General features: G+C 64.7%; 25 protein-coding genes and 1 tRNA gene. 15 read left to right on the top strand and 11 right to left on the bottom strand.

The window, feature by feature from the left end; translation table 11 throughout:
* Window positions 1-831 (bottom strand): hypothetical protein, encoded by an 831-nt coding sequence (locus M9921_02045; GenBank protein ID MCO5295618.1) that lies wholly within the window; start codon window positions 829-831, stop codon window positions 1-3.
* A 78-nt stretch (window positions 832-909) separates the two neighbouring features.
* Between M9921_02045 and M9921_02040 the strand changes: the two genes are divergently transcribed.
* From M9921_02040 to M9921_02025, 4 genes are all read left to right on the top strand, one after another.
* On the top strand, window positions 910-2556 hold the full coding sequence (locus M9921_02040; protein MCO5295617.1) for a ribonuclease J: 1647 nt from the start codon (window positions 910-912) through the stop codon (window positions 2554-2556).
* A gap of 78 nt (window positions 2557-2634) precedes the next feature.
* Window positions 2635-3900, top strand: coding sequence for an MFS transporter (locus M9921_02035; protein MCO5295616.1), 1266 nt, complete (start codon window positions 2635-2637; stop codon window positions 3898-3900).
* 56 nt (window positions 3901-3956) lie between these two features.
* Entirely contained in the window at window positions 3957-4286 is a 330-nt protein-coding gene (locus M9921_02030; GenBank protein ID MCO5295615.1) for a cyclic-di-AMP receptor, read from the top strand.
* A gap of 4 nt (window positions 4287-4290) precedes the next feature.
* The gene (locus M9921_02025) at window positions 4291-5232 is read left to right on the top strand and encodes an ATP-binding protein (protein ID MCO5295614.1); all 942 of its coding nucleotides are present in this window, start codon (window positions 4291-4293) and stop codon (window positions 5230-5232) included.
* Between the two features lie 61 nt (window positions 5233-5293).
* On the opposite strand, the gene M9921_02020 is transcribed toward M9921_02025, so the two are convergent.
* Window positions 5294-6760 carry a DUF1800 domain-containing protein gene (locus M9921_02020; protein ID MCO5295613.1) on the bottom strand — a complete coding sequence of 489 codons (1467 nt, stop codon included), beginning with the start codon at window positions 6758-6760 and terminating at the stop codon, window positions 5294-5296.
* 77 nt (window positions 6761-6837) lie between these two features.
* On the opposite strand from M9921_02020, the gene M9921_02015 reads away from it, so the two are divergent.
* Window positions 6838-7932, top strand: coding sequence for a class I fructose-bisphosphate aldolase (locus M9921_02015; protein ID MCO5295612.1), 1095 nt, complete (start codon window positions 6838-6840; stop codon window positions 7930-7932).
* 124 nt (window positions 7933-8056) lie between these two features.
* Here the strand turns inward: M9921_02015 and M9921_02010 are convergent, their stop codons facing one another.
* Together M9921_02010 and M9921_02005 are read right to left on the bottom strand one after the other, a co-directional pair.
* Entirely contained in the window at window positions 8057-8227 is a 171-nt protein-coding gene (locus tag M9921_02010) for a hypothetical protein (protein MCO5295611.1), read from the bottom strand.
* Entirely contained in the window at window positions 8227-8802 is a 576-nt protein-coding gene (locus tag M9921_02005; protein ID MCO5295610.1) for a response regulator, read from the bottom strand. Before M9921_02005 ends, M9921_02010 begins: the two co-directional genes overlap by 1 nt.
* Window positions 8803-8855: 53 nt before the next feature.
* Here M9921_02005 and M9921_02000 point away from each other — a divergent pair, with 53 nt between their 5' ends.
* From M9921_02000 to M9921_01990, 3 genes are read left to right on the top strand one after another with little or no spacing between them, the layout of a single operon-like run.
* Window positions 8856-9767 carry a hypothetical protein gene (locus tag M9921_02000; protein ID MCO5295609.1) on the top strand — a complete coding sequence of 304 codons (912 nt, stop codon included), beginning with the start codon at window positions 8856-8858 and terminating at the stop codon, window positions 9765-9767.
* Window positions 9764-11020, top strand: coding sequence for a fumarylacetoacetase (gene fahA / locus M9921_01995; GenBank protein ID MCO5295608.1), 1257 nt, complete (start codon window positions 9764-9766; stop codon window positions 11018-11020). The genes M9921_02000 and fahA overlap by 4 nt, the downstream gene beginning before the upstream one ends.
* A gap of 2 nt (window positions 11021-11022) precedes the next feature.
* The gene (locus M9921_01990) at window positions 11023-11958 is read left to right on the top strand and encodes a universal stress protein (protein MCO5295607.1); all 936 of its coding nucleotides are present in this window, start codon (window positions 11023-11025) and stop codon (window positions 11956-11958) included.
* Here the strand turns inward: M9921_01990 and M9921_01985 are convergent.
* Window positions 11952-13127 (bottom strand): DUF1343 domain-containing protein, encoded by a 1176-nt coding sequence (locus tag M9921_01985; protein ID MCO5295606.1) that lies wholly within the window; start codon window positions 13125-13127, stop codon window positions 11952-11954. The genes M9921_01990 and M9921_01985 overlap by 7 nt on opposite strands.
* Before the next feature lie 91 nt (window positions 13128-13218).
* On the opposite strand from M9921_01985, the gene M9921_01980 reads away from it, so the two are divergent.
* From M9921_01980 to M9921_01965, 4 genes are read left to right on the top strand one after another with little or no spacing between them, the layout of a single operon-like run.
* Entirely contained in the window at window positions 13219-14547 is a 1329-nt protein-coding gene (locus tag M9921_01980) for a cytochrome ubiquinol oxidase subunit I (protein ID MCO5295605.1), read from the top strand.
* Window positions 14548-14549: 2 nt separating this feature from the next.
* Window positions 14550-15596 carry a cytochrome d ubiquinol oxidase subunit II gene (gene cydB / locus M9921_01975; protein ID MCO5295604.1) on the top strand — a complete coding sequence of 349 codons (1047 nt, stop codon included), beginning with the start codon at window positions 14550-14552 and terminating at the stop codon, window positions 15594-15596.
* Window positions 15597-15632: 36 nt separating this feature from the next.
* The gene (locus M9921_01970; protein MCO5295603.1) at window positions 15633-15965 is read left to right on the top strand and encodes a hypothetical protein; all 333 of its coding nucleotides are present in this window, start codon (window positions 15633-15635) and stop codon (window positions 15963-15965) included.
* A gap of 6 nt (window positions 15966-15971) precedes the next feature.
* Entirely contained in the window at window positions 15972-16466 is a 495-nt protein-coding gene (locus tag M9921_01965) for a YajQ family cyclic di-GMP-binding protein (protein ID MCO5295602.1), read from the top strand.
* On the opposite strand, the gene M9921_01960 is transcribed toward M9921_01965, so the two are convergent.
* From M9921_01960 to recN, 3 genes are all read right to left on the bottom strand, one after another.
* Window positions 16426-17628, bottom strand: coding sequence for a hypothetical protein (locus M9921_01960; protein ID MCO5295601.1), 1203 nt, complete (start codon window positions 17626-17628; stop codon window positions 16426-16428). The genes M9921_01965 and M9921_01960 overlap by 41 nt on opposite strands.
* A gap of 32 nt (window positions 17629-17660) precedes the next feature.
* Window positions 17661-18644 (bottom strand): hypothetical protein, encoded by a 984-nt coding sequence (locus tag M9921_01955; GenBank protein MCO5295600.1) that lies wholly within the window; start codon window positions 18642-18644, stop codon window positions 17661-17663.
* 128 nt (window positions 18645-18772) lie between these two features.
* Window positions 18773-20461 (bottom strand): DNA repair protein RecN, encoded by a 1689-nt coding sequence (gene recN, locus M9921_01950; protein MCO5295599.1) that lies wholly within the window; start codon window positions 20459-20461, stop codon window positions 18773-18775.
* 81 nt (window positions 20462-20542) lie between these two features.
* On the opposite strand from recN, the gene M9921_01945 reads away from it, so the two are divergent.
* The gene (locus M9921_01945) at window positions 20543-21136 is read left to right on the top strand and encodes a hypothetical protein (protein MCO5295598.1); all 594 of its coding nucleotides are present in this window, start codon (window positions 20543-20545) and stop codon (window positions 21134-21136) included.
* A 63-nt stretch (window positions 21137-21199) separates the two neighbouring features.
* Here the strand turns inward: M9921_01945 and rpmF are convergent, their stop codons facing one another.
* Window positions 21200-21394 carry a 50S ribosomal protein L32 gene (gene rpmF, locus M9921_01940; protein ID MCO5295597.1) on the bottom strand — a complete coding sequence of 65 codons (195 nt, stop codon included), beginning with the start codon at window positions 21392-21394 and terminating at the stop codon, window positions 21200-21202.
* A gap of 10 nt (window positions 21395-21404) precedes the next feature.
* Complete coding sequence (rpmG, locus tag M9921_01935; GenBank protein ID MCO5295596.1) at window positions 21405-21572, bottom strand: 50S ribosomal protein L33; 168 nt, start codon at window positions 21570-21572, stop codon at window positions 21405-21407.
* A gap of 148 nt (window positions 21573-21720) precedes the next feature.
* Here rpmG and M9921_01930 point away from each other — a divergent pair.
* Window positions 21721-21803: transfer RNA gene (locus tag M9921_01930), tRNA-Leu, on the top strand.
* 107 nt (window positions 21804-21910) lie between these two features.
* On the opposite strand, the gene M9921_01925 is transcribed toward M9921_01930, so the two are convergent.
* Window positions 21911-22504 carry a hypothetical protein gene (locus M9921_01925; GenBank protein ID MCO5295595.1) on the bottom strand — a complete coding sequence of 198 codons (594 nt, stop codon included), beginning with the start codon at window positions 22502-22504 and terminating at the stop codon, window positions 21911-21913.
* Window positions 22505-23064: 560 nt separating this feature from the next.
* Between M9921_01925 and M9921_01920 the strand changes: the two genes are divergently transcribed.
* Window positions 23065-23676, top strand: a complete 612-nt coding sequence (locus M9921_01920; protein ID MCO5295594.1) for a hypothetical protein — start codon at window positions 23065-23067, stop codon at window positions 23674-23676.
* The last annotated feature ends 70 nt before the right edge of the window (window positions 23677-23746 follow it).

Here is a 23746-nt window from a genome sequence, read left to right as displayed (position 1 = left end):
CTACCACTGGGTTCGAGGCGGTTCGGCGCCGATGCGGTGACCCTCGGCGGCCATCTGCTCGGGGAAGAACGCCCGGTAGTGGAGGGCGAGGGTCATCGTATAGACCGGGATGGCGAAGAGCACGCCCACGAGGCACGCGATCACGCCGAGCACGACAAGAAGACCGAGCACGATCAGGAGCCCGACCATGGGGAACGCGAAGGGGCGGAGCACCTCCCAACTCGCGTTGATCGCCTCGACGCCTCCCAACCGCTGCCGCACGATGAGGATCGGCACGAACGCCAGCGCACCCGCGACGTACAACCCGGGAACGATGCAGAAGACGGCTCCGATCATGATCAGGATCGACATCAGGCTGTTGCCGATCAGCATCGGTAGGAACTGCCCGAACCCGCTGAACAGGTCGCCGATCTCGACCGGACCGCCGTCGATCTTGCGCAGGGCCATCTGGATCATTCCCGCGGACAAGACCGCGCTCACCGCGCCGGATACGAGACTGAACGGGAAGCTGATCACGAGGGCAAACAGTCCGCGCTCCATCTGCTGAGCCGGCGTGGGGAACAGGGCACCGTACGCGACCACATTGGCGATGAAGCTCATGGGAATCGAGATCGCATAGCTGACGGCGAGAAGCAGAAGCGCCGCGACGACCCAGGTGCCGACGTCCTGCTTGACGATCTGGATGGCGTCCCCGATGGCGTCGAAGTAGACGCCGGGCGGACGGAGGGGGGAACCGGAACCTCCGGTCGTCCCCGACCGGGGGTAAGGGGAGAACTCCTCCGGGTTTGGGCCAGTCGGTTCTTGCGGCGAATCGGGCGGTACTTCGGACAAGGGCACACCTCCTCCCTGATACAGACGTGGCGGGGCGCAAAAGGGCGCGCCTCCTCCCGGCTGGTACGCTGTCCCGACGTGAGCGAACTTCAAGTCATCCCTTTGGGCGGCGTCGGCGAAATCGGCAAGAACTGCATGGCGATCCGTCAGGACGACGATATCGTCGTCATCGACTGCGGCCTCACCTTTCCGAACGAGGAGATGCTGGGCATCGACATCGTCGTCCCCGATTTCGAGTACCTGATCGAGCACAAGGACAAACTGCGCGGCGTCTTCTTGACCCACGCCCATGAGGACCATGTCGGCGGTTTGCCCTACCTGCTCGCCGATGTGAACTGTCCGATCTACGCCACCGAGTTCACCCATGCGCTGATTCGGCAAAAACTCGAAGAGAAGTGCGACTTCAAGTCGCTCGACCTTCGGACGTACAAGCCCGGCGATATCCTGCAGGCCGGCTCGCTCTCCGTCGAGCCTGTCCGGATCACCCACTCGATTCCCGACACGTGCGCGATGGCGATTCGCACGCGGCACGGCATCGTGCTGATGACCTCCGATTTCAAGTTCGATTTCACCCCGGTGGACGGCAAGCTCACCAACATCGCGCGCTTGGGCGAGTTGGGGCACGAGGGCGTGGTCCTCCTCCTCAGCGACTCCACCAACGTCGACCGGCCGGGTTGGGGGCCGAGCGAGAGCTCGGTGAAGGAGGGTCTGACCCAGGTGTTCCAGGAAGCACCAGGGCGCGTGATGCTGACGACGTTCGCGTCGAACATCCACCGGATGCAGCAGGTGTTCGACGTGGCCGCCGAGGTCGGACGGAAGGTCGTCGTCGTGGGCCGCCGCATGGAACAGAACGTGGACGTTTGCGCGCGGCTCGGGTACATGACCGTTCCGAGCGGGGTCCGCATCCGGCTCGAGGACGCGAAGAACTACGCCGACCACGAGCTGGCGATCCTCACGACGGGCAGCCAGGGCGAACCCATGTCGGCCCTCGTGCGCATGTCCAAGGAGGAGTACTCGCGCCTGCGCATCCGCGCGGGCGATACGCTCCTCTACTCGGCACGGCCGATCCCTGGCAACGAGGCCGCCATTTGGAGAACGATCAACCGGCTCTTCCGGCAGGGCGCGACGGTCATCTACGACAACCCGACTCCCATCCACGTCAGCGGGCACGCCTACCGGGAAGAGCTGAAGATGATGATCAACCTGACCCGGCCCTACTACGTGGCGCCGGTCCACGGCGAACCGCGCCACCAGTTCCTCTACCTCGACCTGGCCCGGCAGATGGGGATCCCGGATCATCGCCTGTTCACCCTTCGCGATGGATTGCCCCTGTGTTTGAACGACACGGAAGCCCACTTTGGGGATCCGGTGCCGTGCGGCCGCGTCCTGATAGACGGCAGCGGTACCCCCGGCGTCACCGACGAAGTGCTGCGCGATCGGCACAACGTGGCGAGCGAGGGCTTGGTCGTCATCACGCTGGCGATCGATCCGGAGGCGGGCGAGATCATCGGCGATCCGATCATCCAGGCCAAGGGTTTCCACGGTCCCGAGGGCACCTTGGACCATGCGAACGACGCGCTGATCGACGTGTTGCGGCAGTACAGCGCCGCAGACCTGCGCGATGCGAACAAGCTCCGGCACGAAATCCACGACGTCGTACGGCGCCACATCCAGAAGCGCTGCAACCTGCGGCCGCTCGTGATTCCCACGATCGTGGAGGTGTAGGGACGGGAATCGGGAATCGGGAGTCGGGAATCGGGAAACGGGAAACGGGAATCGGGAATCGGGGGAGGACTTGCATGCGTGCCTGACGTTCCTTGGTGGAAGTCCCTGACCCGATACCAGTGGCTGGTGCTCACGGTGGCGTGGCTCGGTTGGGTGTTCGACATCATGGACACCGCGCTGTTCAACTTCGCCAAGGTGCCGATGCTGGTGGAGATGCTCGGGGGAGAGGCGGCCTACAAGCTCCAAGGACCGCTGATCGAAGGGCGAATCCAGATGGGATTCCTGATCGGATGGTCGATCGGAGGGCTCGTCTTCGGCGTCCTCGCGGACCGGTGGGGCCGCACGCGAACGATGGTGCTCACCATCCTCCTCTACTGCGCCTTCACGGGTCTGACGGCGCTGTGCCACACGCCCGAGCAGGTGACGGTCGTGCGCTTCCTGACCGCACTGGGTATCGGCGGCGAGTGGGCGGCGGGCGCCGCGTTGGTGGCCGAGGTGCTTCCCGACCGGGCACGGGCGCCAGCCTCCTCCCTCATCCAGTCCGCCGCGGCGTTCGGGCCGATTTTCGCCGCGACGCTCAACCTCGGGTTGGCGGCATCGAACTGGCGATGGTTGTTCGTGGTGGGGATCGTGCCTGCGTTCATCACTGTTTTGATTCGCAGAAAGGTGCGTGAGCCGGAACGGTGGGTCGAGGCGGCACCTGCTCTTCGCGTGAATCCGCTCAAAGGCGTGTTCGGCCATGCGACTTGGAGGCGCCACGCGATCGTGGCGGCCGTCATCGGGGTCGTCGGGATCGCCGGGGCGGGCAACGTGAGCTTCTGGCTGCCCAACCTCGTCAAGGCCGTGAGCGAGGGGGTGAGCCCCGAGACGCTCCAGCAGCGGATCAGCTACGCGACCTACAGCCTTCACGTGGGGACGCTGGCGGGAGTGTTCTTCGTGCCTTGGTTGTGCGACCGGTGGGGAAGGCGTCCCACGTTGGCCCTCTGCTTCGTCGGCGCCCCTCTCTCCGTGGGGTTCGCCACGCTCGGCTCGAACACGTTCCAAGCCCTGCTTCTGCTTGCGCCGTTGATGTCGTTCTTTGCCATCGGATTGAGCGCGGCGTTCGTGCTCTACTTCCCCGAACTGTTCCCGACGAGCCTTCGCGCGACCGGCGCGGGGTTCGCCTACAACACGGGCCGCATCGCTTCGGCGCCGGTTCCATGGCTGACGGGCTTGTTGATTGGCGGCGCGAAGGGGTCGGTCGGGGAGGGCGTCGCGCGGGCGGCGTTGGTCTATGTGTTCGGCCTGTTGGCCCTGCCCTTCGCGCCCGAGACCAAGGGCAAGCCCTTGCCCGAGCATCGCTAGCGTCAAGGGTGGCGAGCACCGCCCCCTCGGTCTGCCCTTCCGCTATAATCCAACCGGTGAAGCTCGTCGTCTGCATCGTGCACAACCGGGACAAAGGCAAGATCACGGAGGAGTTGATTCGCGCCGGGTTCAAGTTCACGGTGATTGGGTCGACCGGCGGCTTCTTGCGCGAAGGGAACACGACCTTTCTCATTGGCGTGGAGCCGGACGAGAAGGAGGCGGTGCTCAAGCTGATCGCGCAGAACTGCAAGGCGAGGGAGCAGCTCGTGAACGTCATGCCCTTCGAAGCCGCGCCTCCCGGAGCCTTCATCCCCAGTCCCGTGAAAGTCCCCGTCGGGGGCGCCGTCGTGTTTGTGCTCGATGTCGAGCAGTTCGAGCGGTTCTAGCCCCATGTCCCTCTCCCACCTCGCGGGCCTCCATTCGGTGAAGCGCCTTCTGCCGGCCCTCTCCCGGGCCGAAGCGGGCGTCCACGCCGTGCTGCTCTACGGCGTCGCCGGGTCGGGCAAGTCGGCCGTGGCGGACGCCCTTGCCCAGGTGTGGCTGTGCACGGCGCCGACCTCGGAGGGTGCGTGCGGCGAGTGCCGGTCGTGCCAGGCGTTCGGGCGCGGGGCGAGTGCCGACTTCGAGCGGATCGAGCCGCAGCCGCCCAGCCGAATCATTCGCCTCGGGGCCATTGTCGAGCGAAAGGAGAGCTCCGAACTCCCGGGATTGCCCATCCAGACCTTCTTTCGCACGCCGCCTTTGATGGCGCGACACCGCGTCGTGGTGATCGAGGATTGCGATCGGCTGAACGTCGATGCGGCCAACGCCCTTCTGAAGACGCTCGAGGAGCCTCATCCCCACGCCAAGCTCGTGCTGACCACGTCTGCGGTGGGCGCCGTCCTCGCGACCATCCGCTCGAGGTGTCTGGCGGTCGCGTGCGAACTGCCTGCCGGCGAGGAGCTCCTCTCGGCGTTCGGGGAGTTGGCCGAGGAGGAGGCGCTGATCGCCCAGGGCGCGCCGGGCGCGTTGGCGCAAATCCGCGCCCACCCCGATGCCGCGCGCGAGATGGTCTCGCTGGTACGAGACCTCGACGCGGCGACGCCCGGCGCCGCGCTGGCGATGGCCGAGCGGTTTCGGGCCGTGGCCGATGCGCTCGCGGACAGACTGAAGCTGCCGGCACGCTTGGCCAACGCGCTGGCGCTGGAGCAGCTCGGAACGTGCGCGCACGGCCTGTATCCGCAACGGACCGACTGGGCAAATGCGATCGCGGAGGCCCATCGCCGCATCTTGGGAAATGGAAACCCAGGGCTCGTGTTCGACGCCTTGTTCGCCGAACTCGGGGCTTCGTAGTCGCGGGGGTGGCTTCTCATCTGCACCCGTCCAGCGGTGGCACCGAGCCGGGGCCCGTCTTTTAACAGAACTGGAATTCGGGTGCTGCGAACATTAGCCTGAGCACCGCGCCTAGCAGCGCGGAGGCTTGCTTGGGGTCGGCCAAAGACCCCGGCCCGCCGTGGTCTTGGCACGCCTTGACCAACGTGGCGCGCGTTGAGGCGGGGAGCGGGGCGTCGAACATCTCGATCAGTCCATCCACCATCGTTTCCGCCGACGCGGCCTTCCCGCGCTGCAGGAGGCGTTGGGCGACGAGGGACGAGGTGGGTTTGGGTTCTTCAGCGCTGCCGAAAAGCAACTCTGCAAGCTTGATCCGCTCAAGCATCGATTGGGAGGAGATCCAGCGCGTGCCCCAATCCCACCCCGCCACGTCCGGAGGGTAGAGCAGCAGCATGCCCTGCTGGAACATCGCCCCCGCCGCTCCGCCGCCGACCCCGCGGAGCTCCTCGCGGATGGGCTTGGTCGGCTCTTCAGGCGCGTTCATGAGCGTGAGCAAGATCGGCTGGACGTCGATCTGGCGGAAGACGGGAATCGTGAAGTCGACGGGACTCTTCACCTCGTGCCGGATACACGCCTCGCTCCAGAACTCGGGTGCTGCCGCGACGGCGCGAAGCACCGCTCGGATGTCTCCCCCGGTGTCCATGAAGGCGCGCGCAAGAGAGTCGCGCAGCGACGGGGAGGCGGGGATGCCCGCGAAGAACTCCCAGAGCTTTCCGGTCACGTGACGGGCCGTTTCGGGGCGGCCGGCGAGCATCGTCAACAGCTCGTCGCCGTCGAAGGCCCCGGTCTTGCCGAGCACGGTCTTGGTTCCTCGATCCTGCAGGTCGGGGACGACGGCGAACGAGACCAGGGGCTGGCCCTTCTCCACGAGAGCGCGCACCTGAGGCTCGAGAGGCTTGTCGAACTGGATCCGGGGCAGCCACGCCCACCCTGTGAACGCCCGCGCCGCCTCCTGCACGTCCTTCTCCGTGTAGGTCCCGATGCCGAGGGTGAACAGTTCGAGCAGTTCGCGTGCGAAGTTCTCGTTCGGCGCCCCCTTGACGTTGGTGTCGCCGTCGAGCCATCGGAGCATCGCAGGCTCCTTGCTTACGGCCTGGAGCAGTTCGACGAACGACCCCGAAGCGTGGTTCCGCAGCGTGTCGAGATAGCGCAGCATCATGGGTCCGAACTCGACCTTGGCCGCACTGATCGCGAAATGGTCGTGCCAGAACAGGGTGAGCTTCTCCTGGAGCGGTCGGCGCGTCATGACCATGCGCAGGCACCACCAACCCAGGAAACGGGGCGCCTCGAGGTAGACCTGTCCGGGGTTCTTCTCCTCGAAGCAGAACGCCCATGGGCTCGGGGAGAAGCCCTCGTTCACAGTCTCGTAGTCGAGAAGGTGGTCCAAGGCGCCCCGCACCCCCTTGGGTTCCAAGGCATCCAGCTCGGACACCGAGGCGCCAAGACCAAACCGGCGCAGCAGGTGGGCGATCTTCTCGCGTTCCGTCATCTCCTCCATTGTAGGGGAAGCCCGGTCACGGCTCCTCGGGCCGTAGGCCGAATCGGCCACAATAGAAGCGAGGGTGAATGAAGATGGCGACTGTTGCGGGTAAGGGAATCGACCAGATTGCGGGATTGTTGGGCGACGATGCGTCGTCGCTGTTGGAGCACCGGTGCCAGACCGTGGACCGCTCGCTGCTTCACCTTCCCGGCCCCGATTTCGTCGATCGAGTCTGGGCCCCCTCGGATCGAAACATTCCGACGATGCGCAGCCTCCAGACGCTGTTCGGGACGGGGCGGCTCGCCGGCACGGGGTACCTCAGCATCCTCCCGGTCGACCAGGGCATCGAGCACAGCGCCGGGGCCTCGTTCGCCAAGAACCCGATCTACTTCGACTCCGAGAACATCGTGAAACTCGCGATCGAGGGAGGCTGCAACGCGGTCGCTTCGACGCTTGGCGTGTTGGGTTCGGTGGGGCGCAAATACGCGCACAAGATCCCGTTCATCGTGAAGCTCAACCACAACGAGCTGCTCACGATGCCCAACAAGTTCGACCAGATCATGTTTGCCAACGTCGAGCAGGCGTGGAACATGGGAGCAGTGGCCGTCGGTGCCACCATCTACTTCGGCAGCGAGGAGAGCGGCAGGCAGATCGTCGAGGTGAGCCAGGCGTTCGCGCACGCCCACGAGCTGGGCCTGGCGACCATTCTCTGGTGCTACCTCCGCAGCCCCGAGTTCAAGAAGGACAAGGATTACCACGTCTCCGCCGACCTCACCGGACAGGCCAACCACCTCGGCGTCACGATCCAGGCGGACATCATCAAGCAGAAGTTGCCCGAGAACAACGGCGGCTACAACGCGCTGAACATGGAAGGCAGCTCGTACGGCAAGACCGACCAGCGCATCTACTCGGAGCTGACGACCGACCATCCGATCGATCTCTGCCGCTACCAGGTGGCCAACTGCTACATGGGGCGTTCGGGCCTGATCAACAGCGGGGGCGCCTCCAGCGGAGCGGGCGATTTGGCGGAGGCGGTGCGGACCGCGGTGATCAACAAGCGCGCGGGCGGTACGGGGCTCATCAGCGGCCGGAAAGCGTTCCAGCGGCCCATGGGCGAGGGAGCAGGGTTGCTCCAGGCGATCCAAGACGTGTATCTGTGCGACGACGTGACGGTGGCCTAACCGCCTACTACCGTTGGTTGCTGACCAGGTAGATCATCACGAACACCGCCACGAAGAACAGCACGAAAAACGTGGCGGCCACCGCAATCTTGGACCTTTCGTCAAGCGGTTTCATCGTGCGAGTTTACCGAGCCGGAGGGGCGGGTTCGATGGCGTCGGGATGTTCTTGCCGGAAGCGCTCCTCCGCGGCAACGGCGGCCTGCCTGGCCGCGAAGATGCAAAGCGCCGAGAACACGACGATGAAGAGGCTGAGCCACACCACGATTTTGCGGCCGTCGAGCGAGTGTTTGACCATCACGTCCCCTGCGCGAGAATGATCGCCTCCGCGATCTCGCGCATCGACTTGCGCGCGTTCATCGACTGTTGCTGAATCCTCCGATACGCCTCGGCCTCGGAGACGTCGTCGCGTTCCATCAGGATGCCCTTTGCTCGGTCGACGAGTTTGCGCGCTTCCAGGCGTTCCGCCAGCGTGCCGACCTCCCGGGTCAGCGCAAGGTTCTGTTCGTAGCGGCTGCGGGCGACTTCGATCGCGGGCGGAAGGTCGCTCGGTTTGAACGGCTTCACGAGATAGGCGAAGACCCCCGCGGCCTTGGCACGGTCCACCAGCTCGCGGTCGCTGTAGGCGGTGAGCAGGATCGCCGGGGCGAGGTTCTCTTCCGAAAGCACGTTCACGGCCTCGATCCCGTCCATCACCGGCATCTTCACGTCGAGGATGCAGATGTCCGGCCGCACTTCGCGCGCCGCTTCGACCGCCCGCTTTCCGTCGCCTTCCTCCGCGACCACTTCGTAGTCGAGGTTTTCGAGCATCTGTTTGAGGTCGAGCCGGATGATGGGGTCGTCGTCGGCGATCAGCACGCGAAGCTTGGACATAGGTTGGATGGAAGGATACCGCCGACGGGGACGCGCCCCTGCTAAACTTGGGCATGCGCGCTTCGATCGAACGGATGTTGGAAGGGTCGATCGACTACGCGGGGCTCTTTCCACCCGCAAAGCTTCCGATGGACGCCTCGGTCCGCAACTACCTGCGGTTCGTGCATGGGGCCGAATCCTGGATCGTCGGACGCTTCGTGTGTCCCGCTTCGCGGCTGATGGAGTTCGAGCAGGTCGTGTCGCGCGAGCAGCCGCCCCCATCGATTCCTCTCGCCGTCATCGGAACGGGGGGGAAGGACCTCGACGCGTTCGAGGACGGCCTCGCGCTCGACGCCGAGGCGATGACCCGGTTCGAAGAGAGCCTGGGAGACCGGTGCCCGATCGAGGCGTTCGAGGTGCGCACGCCCTCGTTCGACGACCTGGAGACCGTGATCGAAGACCTCCAGGGCTTCGATGAGATCGACGTCTTCGTGGAGGTGCCGCTCGGCGATGGGTTGGCGGACGGGCTCGCAGCGATTGCGGAGTCCGATTGGTTGGGAGCGAAGGCGCGCACCGGTGGGCTCGAAGCCGCCGCGTTCCCCAGCGCCGATCTGCTCGCGGATTTCCTTCAGTCGTGCCGCCAGCTCGATGTGCCGATGAAGCTCACGGCCGGGTTGCACGAGCCCCTGCGACACCGGGACAAGGCGACCGGCGGCGACGCCCACGGCTTCCTCAACGTCTTCGCAGCCCTGGCGCTTGCCGAGGCCAACGAGCTATCCCGCCAGGACGTCGCCGCCATTCTCGTCGAGTCGTCGCCAAACGCCTTCACCTTCGATGCAGCCGGGCTGGGTTGGGGCGAGTTTCATGCCGACCTCGAGGCCATCACCGAAATGCGCTCGTTGTTGACGGGCTTCGGTTCCTGTTCCATCGACGAGCCGTTGCAGGGCCTGGAGCGGCTGGGGCTGCTGAAGGGGGTGGCGCGTTGAGCTTCACCGTCCCGCCTGCCGCCCGCAGTTGGATCGCCGTCGATGCGGATTCCCACTTTCCCATCCAGAACCTGCCCTTCGGGATGAAGGGAGACGGCACGTTGGTGACCCGCGTGGGGGATACCTTGGTCTCGCTTCCCGCGTTGGCGGCCGAGGGGTTGCTGCCGGGCCAGCCGGGCCGCTACGCGAGCCTCGAATCGCTCGCGCGCTCCGGTGGGAGCGCCGCCCTGTCCGAGGTGCGTCGCGCGCTGTACGAACTGATCGAGGCCTCCAGCCCACGACTCCGCGACGACGCAGCCCTCCGCGAGGCCGCATGCTCGCCCGCGGACGATTTGCACATGGCCCTGCCGATGCGACCGGGGGCGTTCCTCGACTTCTACTCAGGTATCCACCACGCGAGCAACGTGGGTCGGATGTTCCGCCCAGAGCAGCCGCCCCTGCTTCCGAACTACCGCCACCTACCCGTGGGTTACAACGGTCGCGCCTCGAGCGTGGTGCCCTCGGGCGTGCCGGTGCGGCGGCCGAAAGGGCAGACCAAAGCGCCCGACGCAGACGGCCCCGCGTTCGGTCCCTCGCGCGAGCTGGACTTCGAGCTGGAGATGGGCTTCTACCTCGCCGAAGGTTGCGAGCTGGGCGAATCGATCGCCGTCGCGGACGCCGAGCGGCACATGGCGGGGATGGTGATCGTCAACGACTGGTCGGCGCGCGACGTGCAGCGGTGGGAGTACCAGCCCCTGGGCCCCTTCCTTTCCAAGAGCTTCCTGACGAGCGTCAGCCCTTGGCTGGTCACCCTCGACGCACTCGAGCCGTTCCGAGTCGCGGGGATGGCCCAGGAGCCCGAGCCGCTGCCCCACCTACGGCGCGGCGGGGATCAGATCTTCGACATCCGGCTCGAAGTGCGGCTGCAATCGGCCCGGATGACGGCACCGGTGACGATCTGCACCAGCAACACGAAGCACCTTTACTGGTCGATGGCCCAGCAGCTCGCCCATCAGACGAGCAACGGCACGAACGTGCAGGTCGGCGATCTTTACGCAAGCGGAACGATCAGCGGAGAGGACGAGGGAACTTTCGGGTCTCTGCTCGAGCTCACGTGGCGGGGCCAGAGCCCGATTCGACTTGAGGAGACGTTCGAGGAGCGTGAGTTCCTCGAAGATGGAGATGTGGTGACGATGACCGCCTATGCCCTTGGCGACGGCTTTCGGGTTGGGTTCGGCGAAGTCACCGCGCTGGTGCTCCCAGCGAAGGAGTGACGATGAACATCTTGTTGGCGACTGACGGATCGGCGTGTTCGCAACTGTCAGAAACGCTTCTCGCCAAGCTCCCACGAGCCGCAGGCGCGACGGTGCATGTCGCCACGGCGGTGCCGGCTCCCGCCGTGATGATGGCCTCGTTGCAGCCGATCGGCGCCTACTCGATGATCGAGCAGGCGGATCTCCTGTGGAAGGCGCACCACGACCGAGGGACCACCGTGGTGCGTGAAGCGGGCGAACGCATGCGTGCGGCCGGTTTCGAAACGAAGGAAGTGGTGTTGGACGGCGACATCGGCTCGGTGCTTCTCGACTATGCGCACGAGCACGCGATCGACCTGATCGCCGTGGGAAGTCGTGGCGAAGGTGCGTTCAAGGCGTTCTTCCTCGGAAGCGTGGCGCGCCGATTGGTGGCCTACTCCGAGTGCTCGGTGCTCGTCGCTCGTGGGGAGGAGAAGACCACGCCCGAAGAGCACATCGCCCGCCTTGCGGCAAAGGAGCGGCTGACGATCGTCGTCGCCGTGGACGGCTCGAACGGCGCCGCCGCTTCGCTCCAAAGCGTGATGGACGCCGGCCCCGACCGGTTTGCCAAGGGGATCGCGGTCTGCGCTGCTCCCCTGAGCCTCGTGCCTGCGGGGTTGGACCCGATTCTCTTTGGCGAGACGTACGGCTACGATGTCGAATCGGGCAACACGATCGCCGCCGAGGCCGCCGAGAAGCTACGAGCCAGTTGTAGCGAGACGTCCGCGGTGATGGAGCTGGATCGGCCGTCGAACCTGCTCTTCGAGGTCGCACGCAAGGAGGACGCGGATCTCATCGTGATCGGGGCCACGCGCCACGGCGCGGTGGAGCGATTCCTCTTGGGAAGCGTGTCGTTCGATGTCGCCTCGGGGGCGCCGTGCTCGGTGCTCGTGGTGCGCCCGCCGAAGACGCCTCAGTAGAGTCGCGGGTCCGGATACCTGCGGTCGAACGCGGCCAGCTCGTCGGCCATGCGTTCGCGGACGGCCGGGAGCGGCGTGTTGCCTTCGATGGCTTCGCGCACCCACGAGTTGCCCGCGAGGATGTCGATGGGGCGTTTCTCGAACTCGTACTCGTAGGGCGCGGGGCGCCACTCGAACGCGTCCCCCCACCGCTGGACGATGACCTGCAGCGCGGCGATGGCCGTGAGCACGGGTTCGAACGTCGTGCGGTCGGTCACGTGGAGGAACGCTCCGCCGCACGTCTGTCCCGCGAACTTGTGGAACGTCGGTTCGAACACGTAGGGCCGGAACCAACACCCTGGCAGGCCGAGGGCGTTCGCCGCGTCGCAGAACGCCCACGCGTCGATGAACGGCGCACCGAAGATCTCGAACGGCCGAGTCGTGCCGCGTCCCTCGCTGAGCTGCGTGCCCTCGAGGAGACACATCCCGGGGTAGACCATCGCGGTCTCGAGCGTGGGCATGTTCGGGGAAGGGACCACCCAGGGGAGAGGGGTCTCGTCCAGGTGATCGGCGCGGTTCCACCCTTCGCAACGGACGACGTGCAGTTCACAAGCGGGGAAGTGGGCGCGTTGGAAGTGGGTCGCCAACTCGCCCAGCGTCCACCCGTGCCGGGTGGGGAGTGGGAGAAGGCCGACGAAGCTGTCAAAGGCCGGGTCCAGAACGGGGCCCTCGCGGCGCCCGCCCAAGGGATTGGGGCGATCGAGCACGGTGACCGGGATGCCGAGCGGGGCGCAAGCCTTCATGCACAGGGCCAGGGTCCACATGAACGTGTAGTAGCGGCTGCCGATGTCGGGGAGATCCACCACCAGGCGTTCGATTCCCTCGAGCATCGCCGGCGTCGGCTCGCGGTGCTCGCCGTACAGCGAGTGCACGACGAGTCCGGTACGAGGGTCGACTCCGCCCTCCCACTCGATCATGTTGTCCTGCTGGAACCCCCACAGCCCGTGCTGGGGGCCGAAGACGACTTGGACGTGCAGGTGTCCCTCGCGGTGCGGAACGAGGATCGCATCGAGGATGTGCTGAAAGCGCGTATCCACGGTCGCCTGGTTGCAGACAAGGCCGATGCGTTGTCCTTCGAGCGCAGCAAAGCCTTCGTCGATCCATCGGTCCAACACCGGCGTCCAAGCCATGCGCCGAGGCTACCCTTCCTTCGAGAATGGGGTGAAAAACGACCACTTGCATACGAGGTGAATCGAGGTAGCCTCGGCTTGGAAGACCGTCATGGATGCTCAGTCTTGGAGTCGTTTCCAGTTCGGATTTACAGCGACCTACCACTATCTGTTTCCGCAGCTCACGATGGGGCTCGCCCTCATCCTGGTCGTGTTCAAAGTGCTCGCGATCCGAAGAGGGGACGAGTGCTACAACGTGGCGGCCCGTTTCTGGGCGAAGATCTTCGGCTTGAACTTCGTGGTCGGGGTGGTGACCGGCATCCCGCTGGAGTTTCAGTTCGGCACGAACTGGGCGCGCTTTTCGGACTATTCGGGGGGCGTGATCGGGCTCACTCTCGCGCTCGAGGGGTTGTTCGCGTTCTTTGCCGAATCCGCGTTCCTCGGCATGTTCCTTTTTGGGGAGAAGCGGCTAGGCCCCAAGTGGCACCTGGTTTCCGCGATCATGGTGTTCCTCGGCTCGTGGCTCTCGGGCTACTTCATCATCGCGACGAACGCGTTCATGCAGCACCCCGTGGGCTACGAGATCGGTCCGCGCGGCACGCTGCAGCTCGCCGATATGTGGGCGTACCTCTTGAACCCGTGGGCGTTTTGGCAGTACCTGCACAACATGTCGGCGTCCGTGGTGACGAGCGGATTTGTGGTTTGCGCCGTGGGGGCGTACTATCTGCTTTCGCGCCGCTCGGTCGAGCAGGCCAAGGTCTTTCTCCAGGTTGGCGTGGTGACCGCTCTGGTGGGCTCGATCATCGTGCTCTTTCCGACCGGGGACCAGCACGGCAAGATGCTCGCCCGACACCAGCCCGCGGCGCTCGCGGCCATGGAGGGCAAATTCGAGACGAGCGACCGCGCGGAGCTGGCGATCATCGGCCAGCCCGATGTGGAGAACCGGAGGCTCGACAACCCAATCGTCGTGCCTTCCGTGCTGAGCTACCTCGCGTACGGTTCCTTCGGGGCTGAAGTGAAGGGGTTGAACGACATCCCCCAGGACCAGCATCCGGACAACATCGAGCTCCTCTACTTCGCGTACCACATCATGGCGGGGCTGGGGACGTTGTTCATCGCCCTCGCGCTCGTCTCGGCTTGGATGTTGTGGCGCGGCAAGCTCTTCGAGTCGCGCCCGTTGCTTTGGATCCTCATGCTCGCGTTCCCGTTTCCCTACATCGCGACGTCGATGGGCTGGTTGACCGCGGAACTGGGAAGGCAGCCTTGGCTGATCTATGGCCTGTTCCGCACGGGCGCCGGGAGTTCGCCCCAGGTTGCCGGCGGAAGCGTCGTGTTCAGCGCGCTCGGCTTCATGGGCCTGTATTTGGTGATGGGGGTGCTGTTCTTGTACTTGGTGGTCCGGCAGATCGCCGCTGGTCCGGATGGGGAGGCGAAAGCTTAGCCATGGAAACCGTTTGGTTCGCCATCATCGCCGTGATGCTCGCCGTGTACGTCGTGCTCGACGGGTTCGACTTGGGGGTGGGTGTGCTTCACCTCTTTGTGGCCAAGAACGATGCGGAGCGCCGCACGGTGCTTGCCTCGATCGGACCGATTTGGGACGGCAACGAGGTGTGGCTGCTGGCAAGCGGCGGAGTGTTGTTCTTCGCGTTTCCCAGGGTCTACGCGGCGGGGTTCAGCGGTTTCTATCTGCCCCTGATGATGTCGTTGTGGCTGCTGGTTCTCCGGGGAATCGCGATCGAGTTCCGCTCGATGGTCGTGGCGGACCTGTGGCGATCGTTTTGGGACGGCGTGTTCTTCCTCTCCTCGTTGCTCATGGCCGTGGTGCTGGGCGCGGCGCTGGGCAATGTCATCCGCGGGGTGCCGTTGGGGCCCGATGGCTACTTCAGCGGCCCGCTCTTCACCAACTTTATGCCTTGGCCGGACCAGGGCGTGCTGGATTGGTACACCGTGCTGGTGGGCGTCTTCGCGCTGGCCGCTTTGACGCTGCACGGGGCGCTGTTCCTCGTGTACAAGACGGAGGGCGAGCTGAACGCTCGGGCGAGAGGTGCGGCACGGGTGCTCTGGTGGGTTGTGGTGCTGGTGGGCGTGTTGGCGACGATCGCCACCCATTCGATTCGGCCCGAGCTTTACGAGCAGTTGATCGGCCGCCCGTGGACGTGGATTCTCGCGCTGGGCGTCGTGGCCGGCGCGGTGCTGATGCGCGTTTTCCTGACGAAGGGGCTCGAACTCAAGGCGTTTCTCGGCTCGGTCCTGTTCCTGGCGTCGATGCTGGCGGCGACGGCAGCGGGCGTGTTCCCCATTCTGTTGCGCTCGACGGTGGATGCGGCGAACAACCTGACCACGGAGAACGCCGCGGCTGGTGCCCTGAGCCTGCGCGTGGGGCTGATCTGGTGGCTTCTTGCGATCGTGCTCGCGATCGGCTACTTCAGCTACCTGTTCCACTCGTTCCGCGGGAAGGTCCAGAGCGGCGCCGAGGGGTACGGACACTAGGGCTCCCGGGGTCGTGCCCACAGGTACAATTCTCCCATGCCCAACTGGAAAGAAGGCGATCGTGTACGCGTGGTGGCACGCCCGGTGACGGACGACGATCGCGCGTCAAGCTGCTACTACGAGCATATGGCCGGCCTCGTCGGGGTCGTTCAAAACACTTACGCGAAGGATGAGATCGCGGTCAAGATCGATCCGGACTCCCTCACGAAGGTCACGGCGAGCGTGCACAAGGAGTCCACGAAGCGCATGCGCGAGAAGTTCGTGAACTCGGTGAGCGAGGAGCAGAAGAAGCAGCTCACGCCCGAGGAGCTGGCGTTCGACGCGCACTACGTGGTGCTGTGCCGCAGCGACGATTTGGAGAAGGCGTAACCTCCGATGGCGGCCAAAGAATCCTCTTTCGACATCGTGTCCAAGGTGGACAAGCAAGAGGTCCGCAACGCCGTGGACCAGGCACAGCGCGAGCTTGCCAACCGGTACGACTTCAAGGGCACGAAGGCCGAGATCCGGTTTGAGAACGACGAGCTGACGCTGGTGGCTGACGACGAGTTCCGGATGGAGCAGCTCAAGGACATCGTCGTGTCGAAGCTCCTCAAGCGCGGGATCGACATCCGACAGATCGACTACGGCAAGCAGGAGGCGGGCACCGGGCTGACCATCCGCATGCCCGTGAAGTTCAAGGCGGGCATCTCGCAGGACCAGGCCAAGCCGCTGATCAAGCAGATTCGAGACAAGGGTCTGAAGGTCCAGGCGCAGATCCAGGGCGACGCGATCCGCGTGAGCGGCAAGGACAAGGACGAGCTGCAGAAGACCATCGCCTTCGTGAAGGGCATCAAGCTCGAGTTTCCCGTTTCATTCGAGAATTATCGGTAGCCGGGAATCGGGAATCGGGAATCGGGAATCGGGAGTCTCCGACGGCGGAGCGAAGGATTCCAAGGAGATGCTTGTTGGGCATGCCGTAAACAGGGCGCACCCCGGCGTTTGTGCGCACTTTGCCCGAGACCGGGTCGAACTCCGCGCGCACAAGCAGGCGCGCCCGGCGCAGGATCACGGGCGTCCAGCTCGCCGATTGCGCCTTCGGCGGCCCCTCGACGTTCTCGATGTCGCCCGAAGGAGTGCTCCACGCCGAGGCGTGCGCCAGGACCTCGATCGGTCCAACCCCCCAGTCCCAGCGGACGGGAGCGGTTGCCTTTGCGTCATGGCCCGAGCCGAAGCTCCCTCCTTCCTTTTCGATGAAGAGGAGTTGGCCCGAGTGGGCGTGCACCACGACGCGGATCCACTTTTCATTCTGCTGCCCGTCGGTGAGGTGGGCCATGCAGTCCCAAGCAAGCAAGACTTTGCCCTGCCTGAGAGCCTGCACGGCGATGGGGGAGCTGAAGTCGCTTTCGTCGCGGGAAGTTGCTGCCGGATCGAACGCGCACAGGTACATCGGCGTCGACTCTTCCAAGGTGCTCGCATGGAAGCGCCGGAACACCTCCGCGACCATCGTTTGGCGTGCCACCTCGATGCCGGTGGTGGGCGTCCTTGGCTCGCTGAGGACGGATCCCCGATCGTCCACGACGAGGGATGCAAGTTGGCCGGTGGTCGGTTCGAGTTCCAACATGACCGGGTGCCTCCAATCGACGGTGATGCCGTTGTGGACGCGCTGCGCGTATATGCTCCAAACGGCTTCTTGGGACTTGTTGTTAAACTCCTCGGCGGCGGGGACGATCTCCCGGAACAGGAGGTCGTCGTCTTCGAAGCCCGCCGCGTGGAAGTACTTGAGCGACAACTCCCTGCAGCGTTCCGCGGTGATAGCGATACCCGGTTGCCAGCGGATGTCCCAGTCTCCCGCAGCGCGGAAGGAACTGACCCGGCCTGTCGCCCGGTCTATTCGTCCGGACCAGTTGGAAGCATAGAACAAGTACACGGCCGGCCGGGTCTCGCGCAGGTCCAAGTCCATGTCCAGGGGCGTAACGATCCCGTTTCCCAGTGCTTGGGACATGATGCTGTCCCGGAACCCCATCAGGCGGTGCCGGGCCTGCTCGATCGACACCCCCCCTTGACCCACCAACGCGCAGACCAATGCTAGAGAACCAAGTACCATGCGCTGACCGCTCCTTTTGAATCTGAAGTTTCGTAGTAACCGGACAGCTTCGTCAGTGTGTCGCCCACAACCACAGGATTGACCGCCGAAGCTCCCCTTGCCGGTGGATAGATCAAGATGTTGTCGTTTCTGACCTCGTCTATGGCTTCCTTCGCCGTATACCCCTGCCCCAAATAGTCCAAGAACTTCGCCGTCCAAAGGGCTAATGTTTCTTTGTTGCGTTCAGTGCCGACCTCCGTGGTGAACGCGACGACGCACCGGTCCGGGGTCATGGGCCCGGGATTCACACTGCGGATGCCGAAGGGCTTGGACACGCGGTCAAAGGAGCCGTTGTAGGCGGTCTGACACGCGAGGAGAAGCACAAGGTTGTAAAGCGGGACGCTCCCACGCCCGTCATGCACCATCGCCGTGATCGACTGCGGATTGGAGGCGGGATCCCAAGGCATCTCGTCCGTATGCGAGGCCCGGATGCCGTCGGGAGACCCGTGCGTGATGGCGACGAACACGGTGTTCCGCTTGAATTTCGGGTCGAGGTCCGTTTGGCGCTGGTTCTGGGCTTCGGAGGAGGTGGCCGGCTCGACGACGTGCTCCATGCCCTGAACCCGGGGTCGCGCCACGTCGACGCAGTCTCTGGCCAGACCGGCGGCGATCCCACCCGGATCGATGACGTAGACTCCGTTGTACGTTTCTTGCGTCGCGAGGAACAGACCGCGGTTGTAAGCCCTTTGGTTGCCCTCAACATCGACGACGAGGTCTGCCGTGACTCCAGCCGCGTCGCGCAGAGCGGCTTCCGCATGAACTTTGAAGTTGACGACCGAGTCGTGCGGGAAGTGGGTGCTCGCAAAACGGATGGCAAAAGCCTTGTCCAGAGTCCCAAGGCGTTCGAGAGTTCCGAGTTCCACCAGTTCTCCCTCGTTGGTCCACTCCTTGATCACTTCGCCCTCGCCGAGACCTACGCGGATCACGGTCTTCTTGACGCGGCCGTGGGTCCACCCATGGTACGGGGTCTGCCCGATATAGGTGCCAAGCGATGCCCCAACGGTGAAGTTGACGTTCGTCCCGCTGATGAGGTTTCCATCCGAGAGGCGCCCCTCTACCTCTTGAGTCCCGAATCCCGATTCCCGTCCCCGATCATCTCCTTGGCGTGGGCACGCGCGGAGTCGCCGACCTCTTCCCCGGCGATCATCCGGGCGATCTCCTCGACGCGCTCCTGCGGATTCAGTGCGTGGACGCGGGTGACCACGCGTCCTCCCACCTCCTCCTTGTCGATCCTGAAGTGCGTGGTGGCGGCGCTCGCGATTTGAGGCAGGTGGGTGATCGCGACCACCTGGTAGTGAGCGCTCAGCTCTCCGAGCTTCTGGGCCACGACGGCCGCTGCGCGTCCCCCAAGTCCCGAATCCACTTCGTCGAAAATGAGCGTGGGAACTCCCGCGCGTCCGGCCATGGCCGTTTTGATTGCCAGCATGACGCGGGAGATCTCGCCGCCGCTGGCGATCTTGTCGAGGGGTTTCGGGGGTTCGCCGGTATTGGCGGAGAAGAAGAAGCCCACCTGGTCGGCGCCGTTCGCCTCGGGCTCCTTGGGTGCGAAGCGGGCCTCGAATCGGGCTCCGGGCATCGCAAGGTCGTCGAGCTGGGCGGCGACCTCCTTTTCGAACTCCGCCGCGCGCTCCTGGCGTAGGGCGGTTAGTTTGGCGCAGGTGGATTTGAGCGAGGCCGCGGCCTCGTTGTAGGCGGCGAGCAGGGTTGCCTCGTCCTGGTCGAGTCCTTCGAGGCTTTGAAGTTCCAGGTGGGCCTCGTGGAGGTAGGCGAGGAGGGCGGCCTCGTCGTCTCCGTACTTGCGGCGCAGGCGGCGGAGCGCGTCCAGCCGGTCCGCGGTCTCCTGGAGCAGTTCCGGATTGGCTTCGACGTTCTCCACGTAGCGTCGCAGGTCGCGGAGTCCGTCTTCCAGCGAGATTTCGGCTGCACGGACCGTTTCGAGAATGGGGCCGAGGGAGGCGTCGAGGCGCTCCGCGTCCTGGAGGGATTTGACCTGGGCTCGGAGGCGTTCGAGGGCGCTGAACTCGTCGTCGGCGAGGGCGTGCAGCGCCTCGCTGCCGACCTGGGTGAGCCGCTCGGCGTGCTGGAGGCGGGAGAGTTGGGCCTCCAACTCGTCGCCCTCGCCAACGCGCGGCCCGAACGCTTCGATTTCGCCGATCTGGTAGCGCAGCAGGTCGAGGCGCTGCTCGCGTTCGCGCTGACCGGTGCGGACGGCCTGCAGCCGCTTTCGGGCGGCCTCCGCGGCTTCGTACGCAGCGGCCGTCTCGGCGAGGAGGTCGGAGCACGGATCGCCGATCCAGGCGTCGAGGAGGCCGAGGTGGGTGTCCACGTCGAGCAGGGCCTGGTGGTCGTGTTGCCCGTGCAGATCCACGATGGCCAGACCGAGCTGGCGAAGGGTGCCGACCGGCGCAAGTTTGCCGGCGATGCGGCACTGCGACCTTCCTTCGGCGAACACCTCGCGGTGAAGGTAGAGCATCGAATCGTCGATCGCGGCGCCCATGGCGTCGCAAAGGGCGCGCAGCTCGGGGCTGTGGGAGACGTCGACCGCGACGGAGACCGATGCGCGCGGGGTGCCCGTTCGAACGAGTTCGGAGTCGGCGCGCGCTCCGAAAGCGAGTTCGATGGCATCGACGAGGAGCGATTTGCCCGCGCCCGTTTCCCCGGTCAGCACCGTGAGGCCGGGACCGAGTGCGATTTGGGCGCGCTCGATGATCGCGATGTTCTCGACGGTCAGCTCGACGACCACAGCGAGAGTTTAGCGGATGGGTGGTGGGGAAAGGGAGCCTCGCGCCAAAAATCCTCGGGAGTACGTTATCATAGAGTGTCGATGGACCATCGGTTCGAGCGAGAGGCCCTGCTGCAGGAGCACCTGGAGGAGGGAGAGGTCGGCGCTTTGTTGGAGCGCCTGGGGGAACGCGAGTTTGGCGGAGACCCGCGTCCGACCGTGGCGGCGGTGATCGAAGCCACGGGGGCCGATCCCATCGAGGTGGGCCGGCTCTTGGCGGAGATCCGCGGCGAGGCCTTCGAGCGGCGGTTCGAAAGGGCGTTCGCCCAGCACACGCAAGAGTTGGGAGACCACGAGGAGCGCATCGACAAGCTGGAGTCTCGAGCCGCTCGGCTGGAGACCTTCGCGCTCCGCCCGCCCGTGTCGGACTCGCCGTCCTCCCACGCGCGGGAGGAGGTGAAACCGTCCCCGGTGGTGGCACCCTGGAACGATCTGAACGAGGTGAGCCTCGCCACCTACTGGATTCTCGCGATCGGGGCGTTGGTGATGCTGTACATCCTCGTGGGTCCGCACGAAGAGGCGAAGCCTCCGGAGCCTCCCCTGATGGGCCGGCCGTTTCCGGGATGGGAGCCGCGCGACGTGGTAGAGGCGAGGGAGCTCAGCCCGTTCGGCACCCGCGTCAAGTCCTCGCGTTAGGGTTCCCAAAAGCAAAGGACCCCGGCGGGTAGTCCAGCCGAGGTCCTGTGGGCGGGTCTGGGATCAGCCCTGTTCTTTGTCTTTGAATCCGGGGAGGCGCCGGCCTTTGTAGTAGCCGTCTGGCGTGGCGTTGTGGCGCAGGAAGTACGGCTCGCCGCCGACCTGCTTGTTCACCTGGATCTCGGGCATCTCCGCGGTGTAGTGCGTGCGGCGGAGGGCCGTGCGCTGGTGCGAGTGTCGTCTCTTGGGCAGTGGCATGGTTTCGTCCTTACTTCTTTTCGCGGTGCAGCGTGTGCTTGCGCAGCCGCGGGTTGTACTTCATGAGTTCCAGGCGCTCGGTCGTGTTGCGCTTGTTCTTGGTCGTCGTGTAGTAGTTCTTGCCGTCTTCGGTGCACACGATCCGGATGATTTCCCGTGCTTCGCTCTTCTTCGCCATGATGGGTCTCCGCCCGCTGAACGCCAGCAAGCCTACGCTCGGTCCAAAAGCGCTCTGAGATTATGCGCGACCCGGGGGCCGGAATGCAATGGACCCGAGTCCCGAATCCCGAATCCCGAGTCCCATTCTGACAGGTAACCTCGCGCTGGCCCGGGTGGCGGAATGGTAGACGCAGCGGACTTAAAATCCGTTGGCCGCAAGGCCGTGTGGGTTCAAGTCCCACCCTGGGCACTTGGTCTGGTCCTTGGTTGTTGGTCCTTGGTCCTTGGTTGGCGAATTGTCCTTCAGATGGTGTCGTAAGACAACAGCCCGATGGCGTTCCGCACTCCACGCCATCCTCAATACTCGGTCTGTCCGCGAAGGAACCAGGCTGAGGCCTTCCAGCGCTGTCCGTACTTCGGATCCCACCGATCGGACTTCAGCAGTGCTTCAAGGGCCTTCATGGCTTGCGCAGTGGATGGAACCATAAGAGGCTGCGACCTAAAGACGCCGTGGGCCTCGCAGTACCGGACGTAGTCTCCCACTGGCTCCTCAGTTCCCGTCGTTCCCGCGGGGGATCTGGAACCTACCCAGAACCACACTCCGTCCTGCTCGGCAAACGGAAACTCAGGCCAGCGATCAAGGGCAGTGGAGCCGTCAGGAAGCCACGAATCGTAGACCCTGGGGCCGCGGAGTTCGTTGCCGGGGTGAGGCATATACAACAGCCTGCACAGTCGAGCTGCATGAGCGTTGGAGATCGCGAACCGGGAGGGTTTGTCGGAGGTGCGATCAAGCAGTTCTTCGACGGCCTTTCGTTCCCCGATCGCGATGTAGTGGTTGGCAACGTTCGCCCAGTCGGCGCACGTGAGGTTGGCTTCTTTGCGCAGAAGCGGCGGATCGTCCGGCACCTGTTGACCGAGGAACGCCGCTCCAAAGATCAAGGCGATCATCACGATCTCATTGTACGACTGACTCTCGGACACCGAAGATTCCGACGACCAGTTCGAACGGCGCAACGTTGCCAGAGCTCCGCCAGGGCCAGTCGTCGTACTATGAAACCATGGCTTTCTGGGACGAGCCGATCGAGGTCGGGAGGCTTTGGCGCGGCCCGCGGCATTGCTCGCCGGTGCCTTCGTTCCTATGCACGTGGATGGGTCGGTTCGCAGTCGTTCTCGGAGTTTGTGTCTTCGTCCTCTTTGTGGCGGGGATGCTGTCCTTTGAGATCGCTATTGTCGTGCACGATCCCGCAATCGGGATAGGATGTTGGGCGATTGTGGGTGCAATTGCCGGCCTCAACGCCCTGTGGCGTCGGAGGTGTCGACGCCTGCCCGGCGATCCCGACGGGACAACCGAAGGCACGGGCATCCCAATTCCGCGGGTGTCTCCGCCGTTGCTCAGAGTCGGCACGGCTGCGCGGGACATCCCTTTCGAGCGGGAGCGTTACGGTTGATTAGGTGCGTGGTCATACTGGCTCACGCAACCGGGGATCTTGCGCTCTTGATACAATGCTCTCATGGAGCATCGGTTCGTGGAATCCGTACAGGATTCGTTCGCGGTCCTTCCGAATGTGATTGCCCTGCTTCTCGTTGTTACCGTGTTTGCCGTTCGAACGGGGCGCAACATGGTGTGCCGGACGCTCGTGCTCCTGTGCGCGCTCATCCTGTCTTGGTTTGTTCAAGAGACTTGGGTGATCGCCTTGCTTCCAATCTTCATGTTCGCAGGCATGGCAATTGATCGACGCAGGGAGCCGAAGATCGTGCATGCCCCAAGGGCGCTTTCGGCGATTCTAGCGGTCCTATCGGCGGTGGTATTAGTGGTGCAAGCGTACTACCTCTTGAGCACCCGAAGCGGCCCAACGGTCCTCCGAGTGACGAAAGAGGAGCTCATTGAGAACCGAGGTCCCCGATACCAAGCTGTCTTGCCACGATCCAGTCTTCGCATCGTCGAGTTCAAGAAGGTCCCGCACCGAACTTGGCATCTGAAGGACGGGACCCACGTGGTCGCGCTCTTCGAGGGGGATGAGTTCGTCGATGCAAACGGCGAACGGTGGCTGGCCCGAGGCATTGTCAGCGATCCGGAGCGGTGGGCGGGTATCCAACGAGAACAGGTGAATCGCGATCCCTAGCCCAGATCCGTCCAACGGATGCTGGACTCAGACTGGGTGCGGCGAACGGACGCCCACCATGCGACCCCGC

The sequence above is a fragment of the Fimbriimonadaceae bacterium genome (genome assembly GCA_023957775.1).
Taxonomy (GTDB): Bacteria; Armatimonadota; Fimbriimonadia; order Fimbriimonadales; family Fimbriimonadaceae; genus JAMLGR01.
Note: the sequence above shows the minus strand (reverse complement) of the source record. Positions and strands in the feature narration are given on the sequence as shown.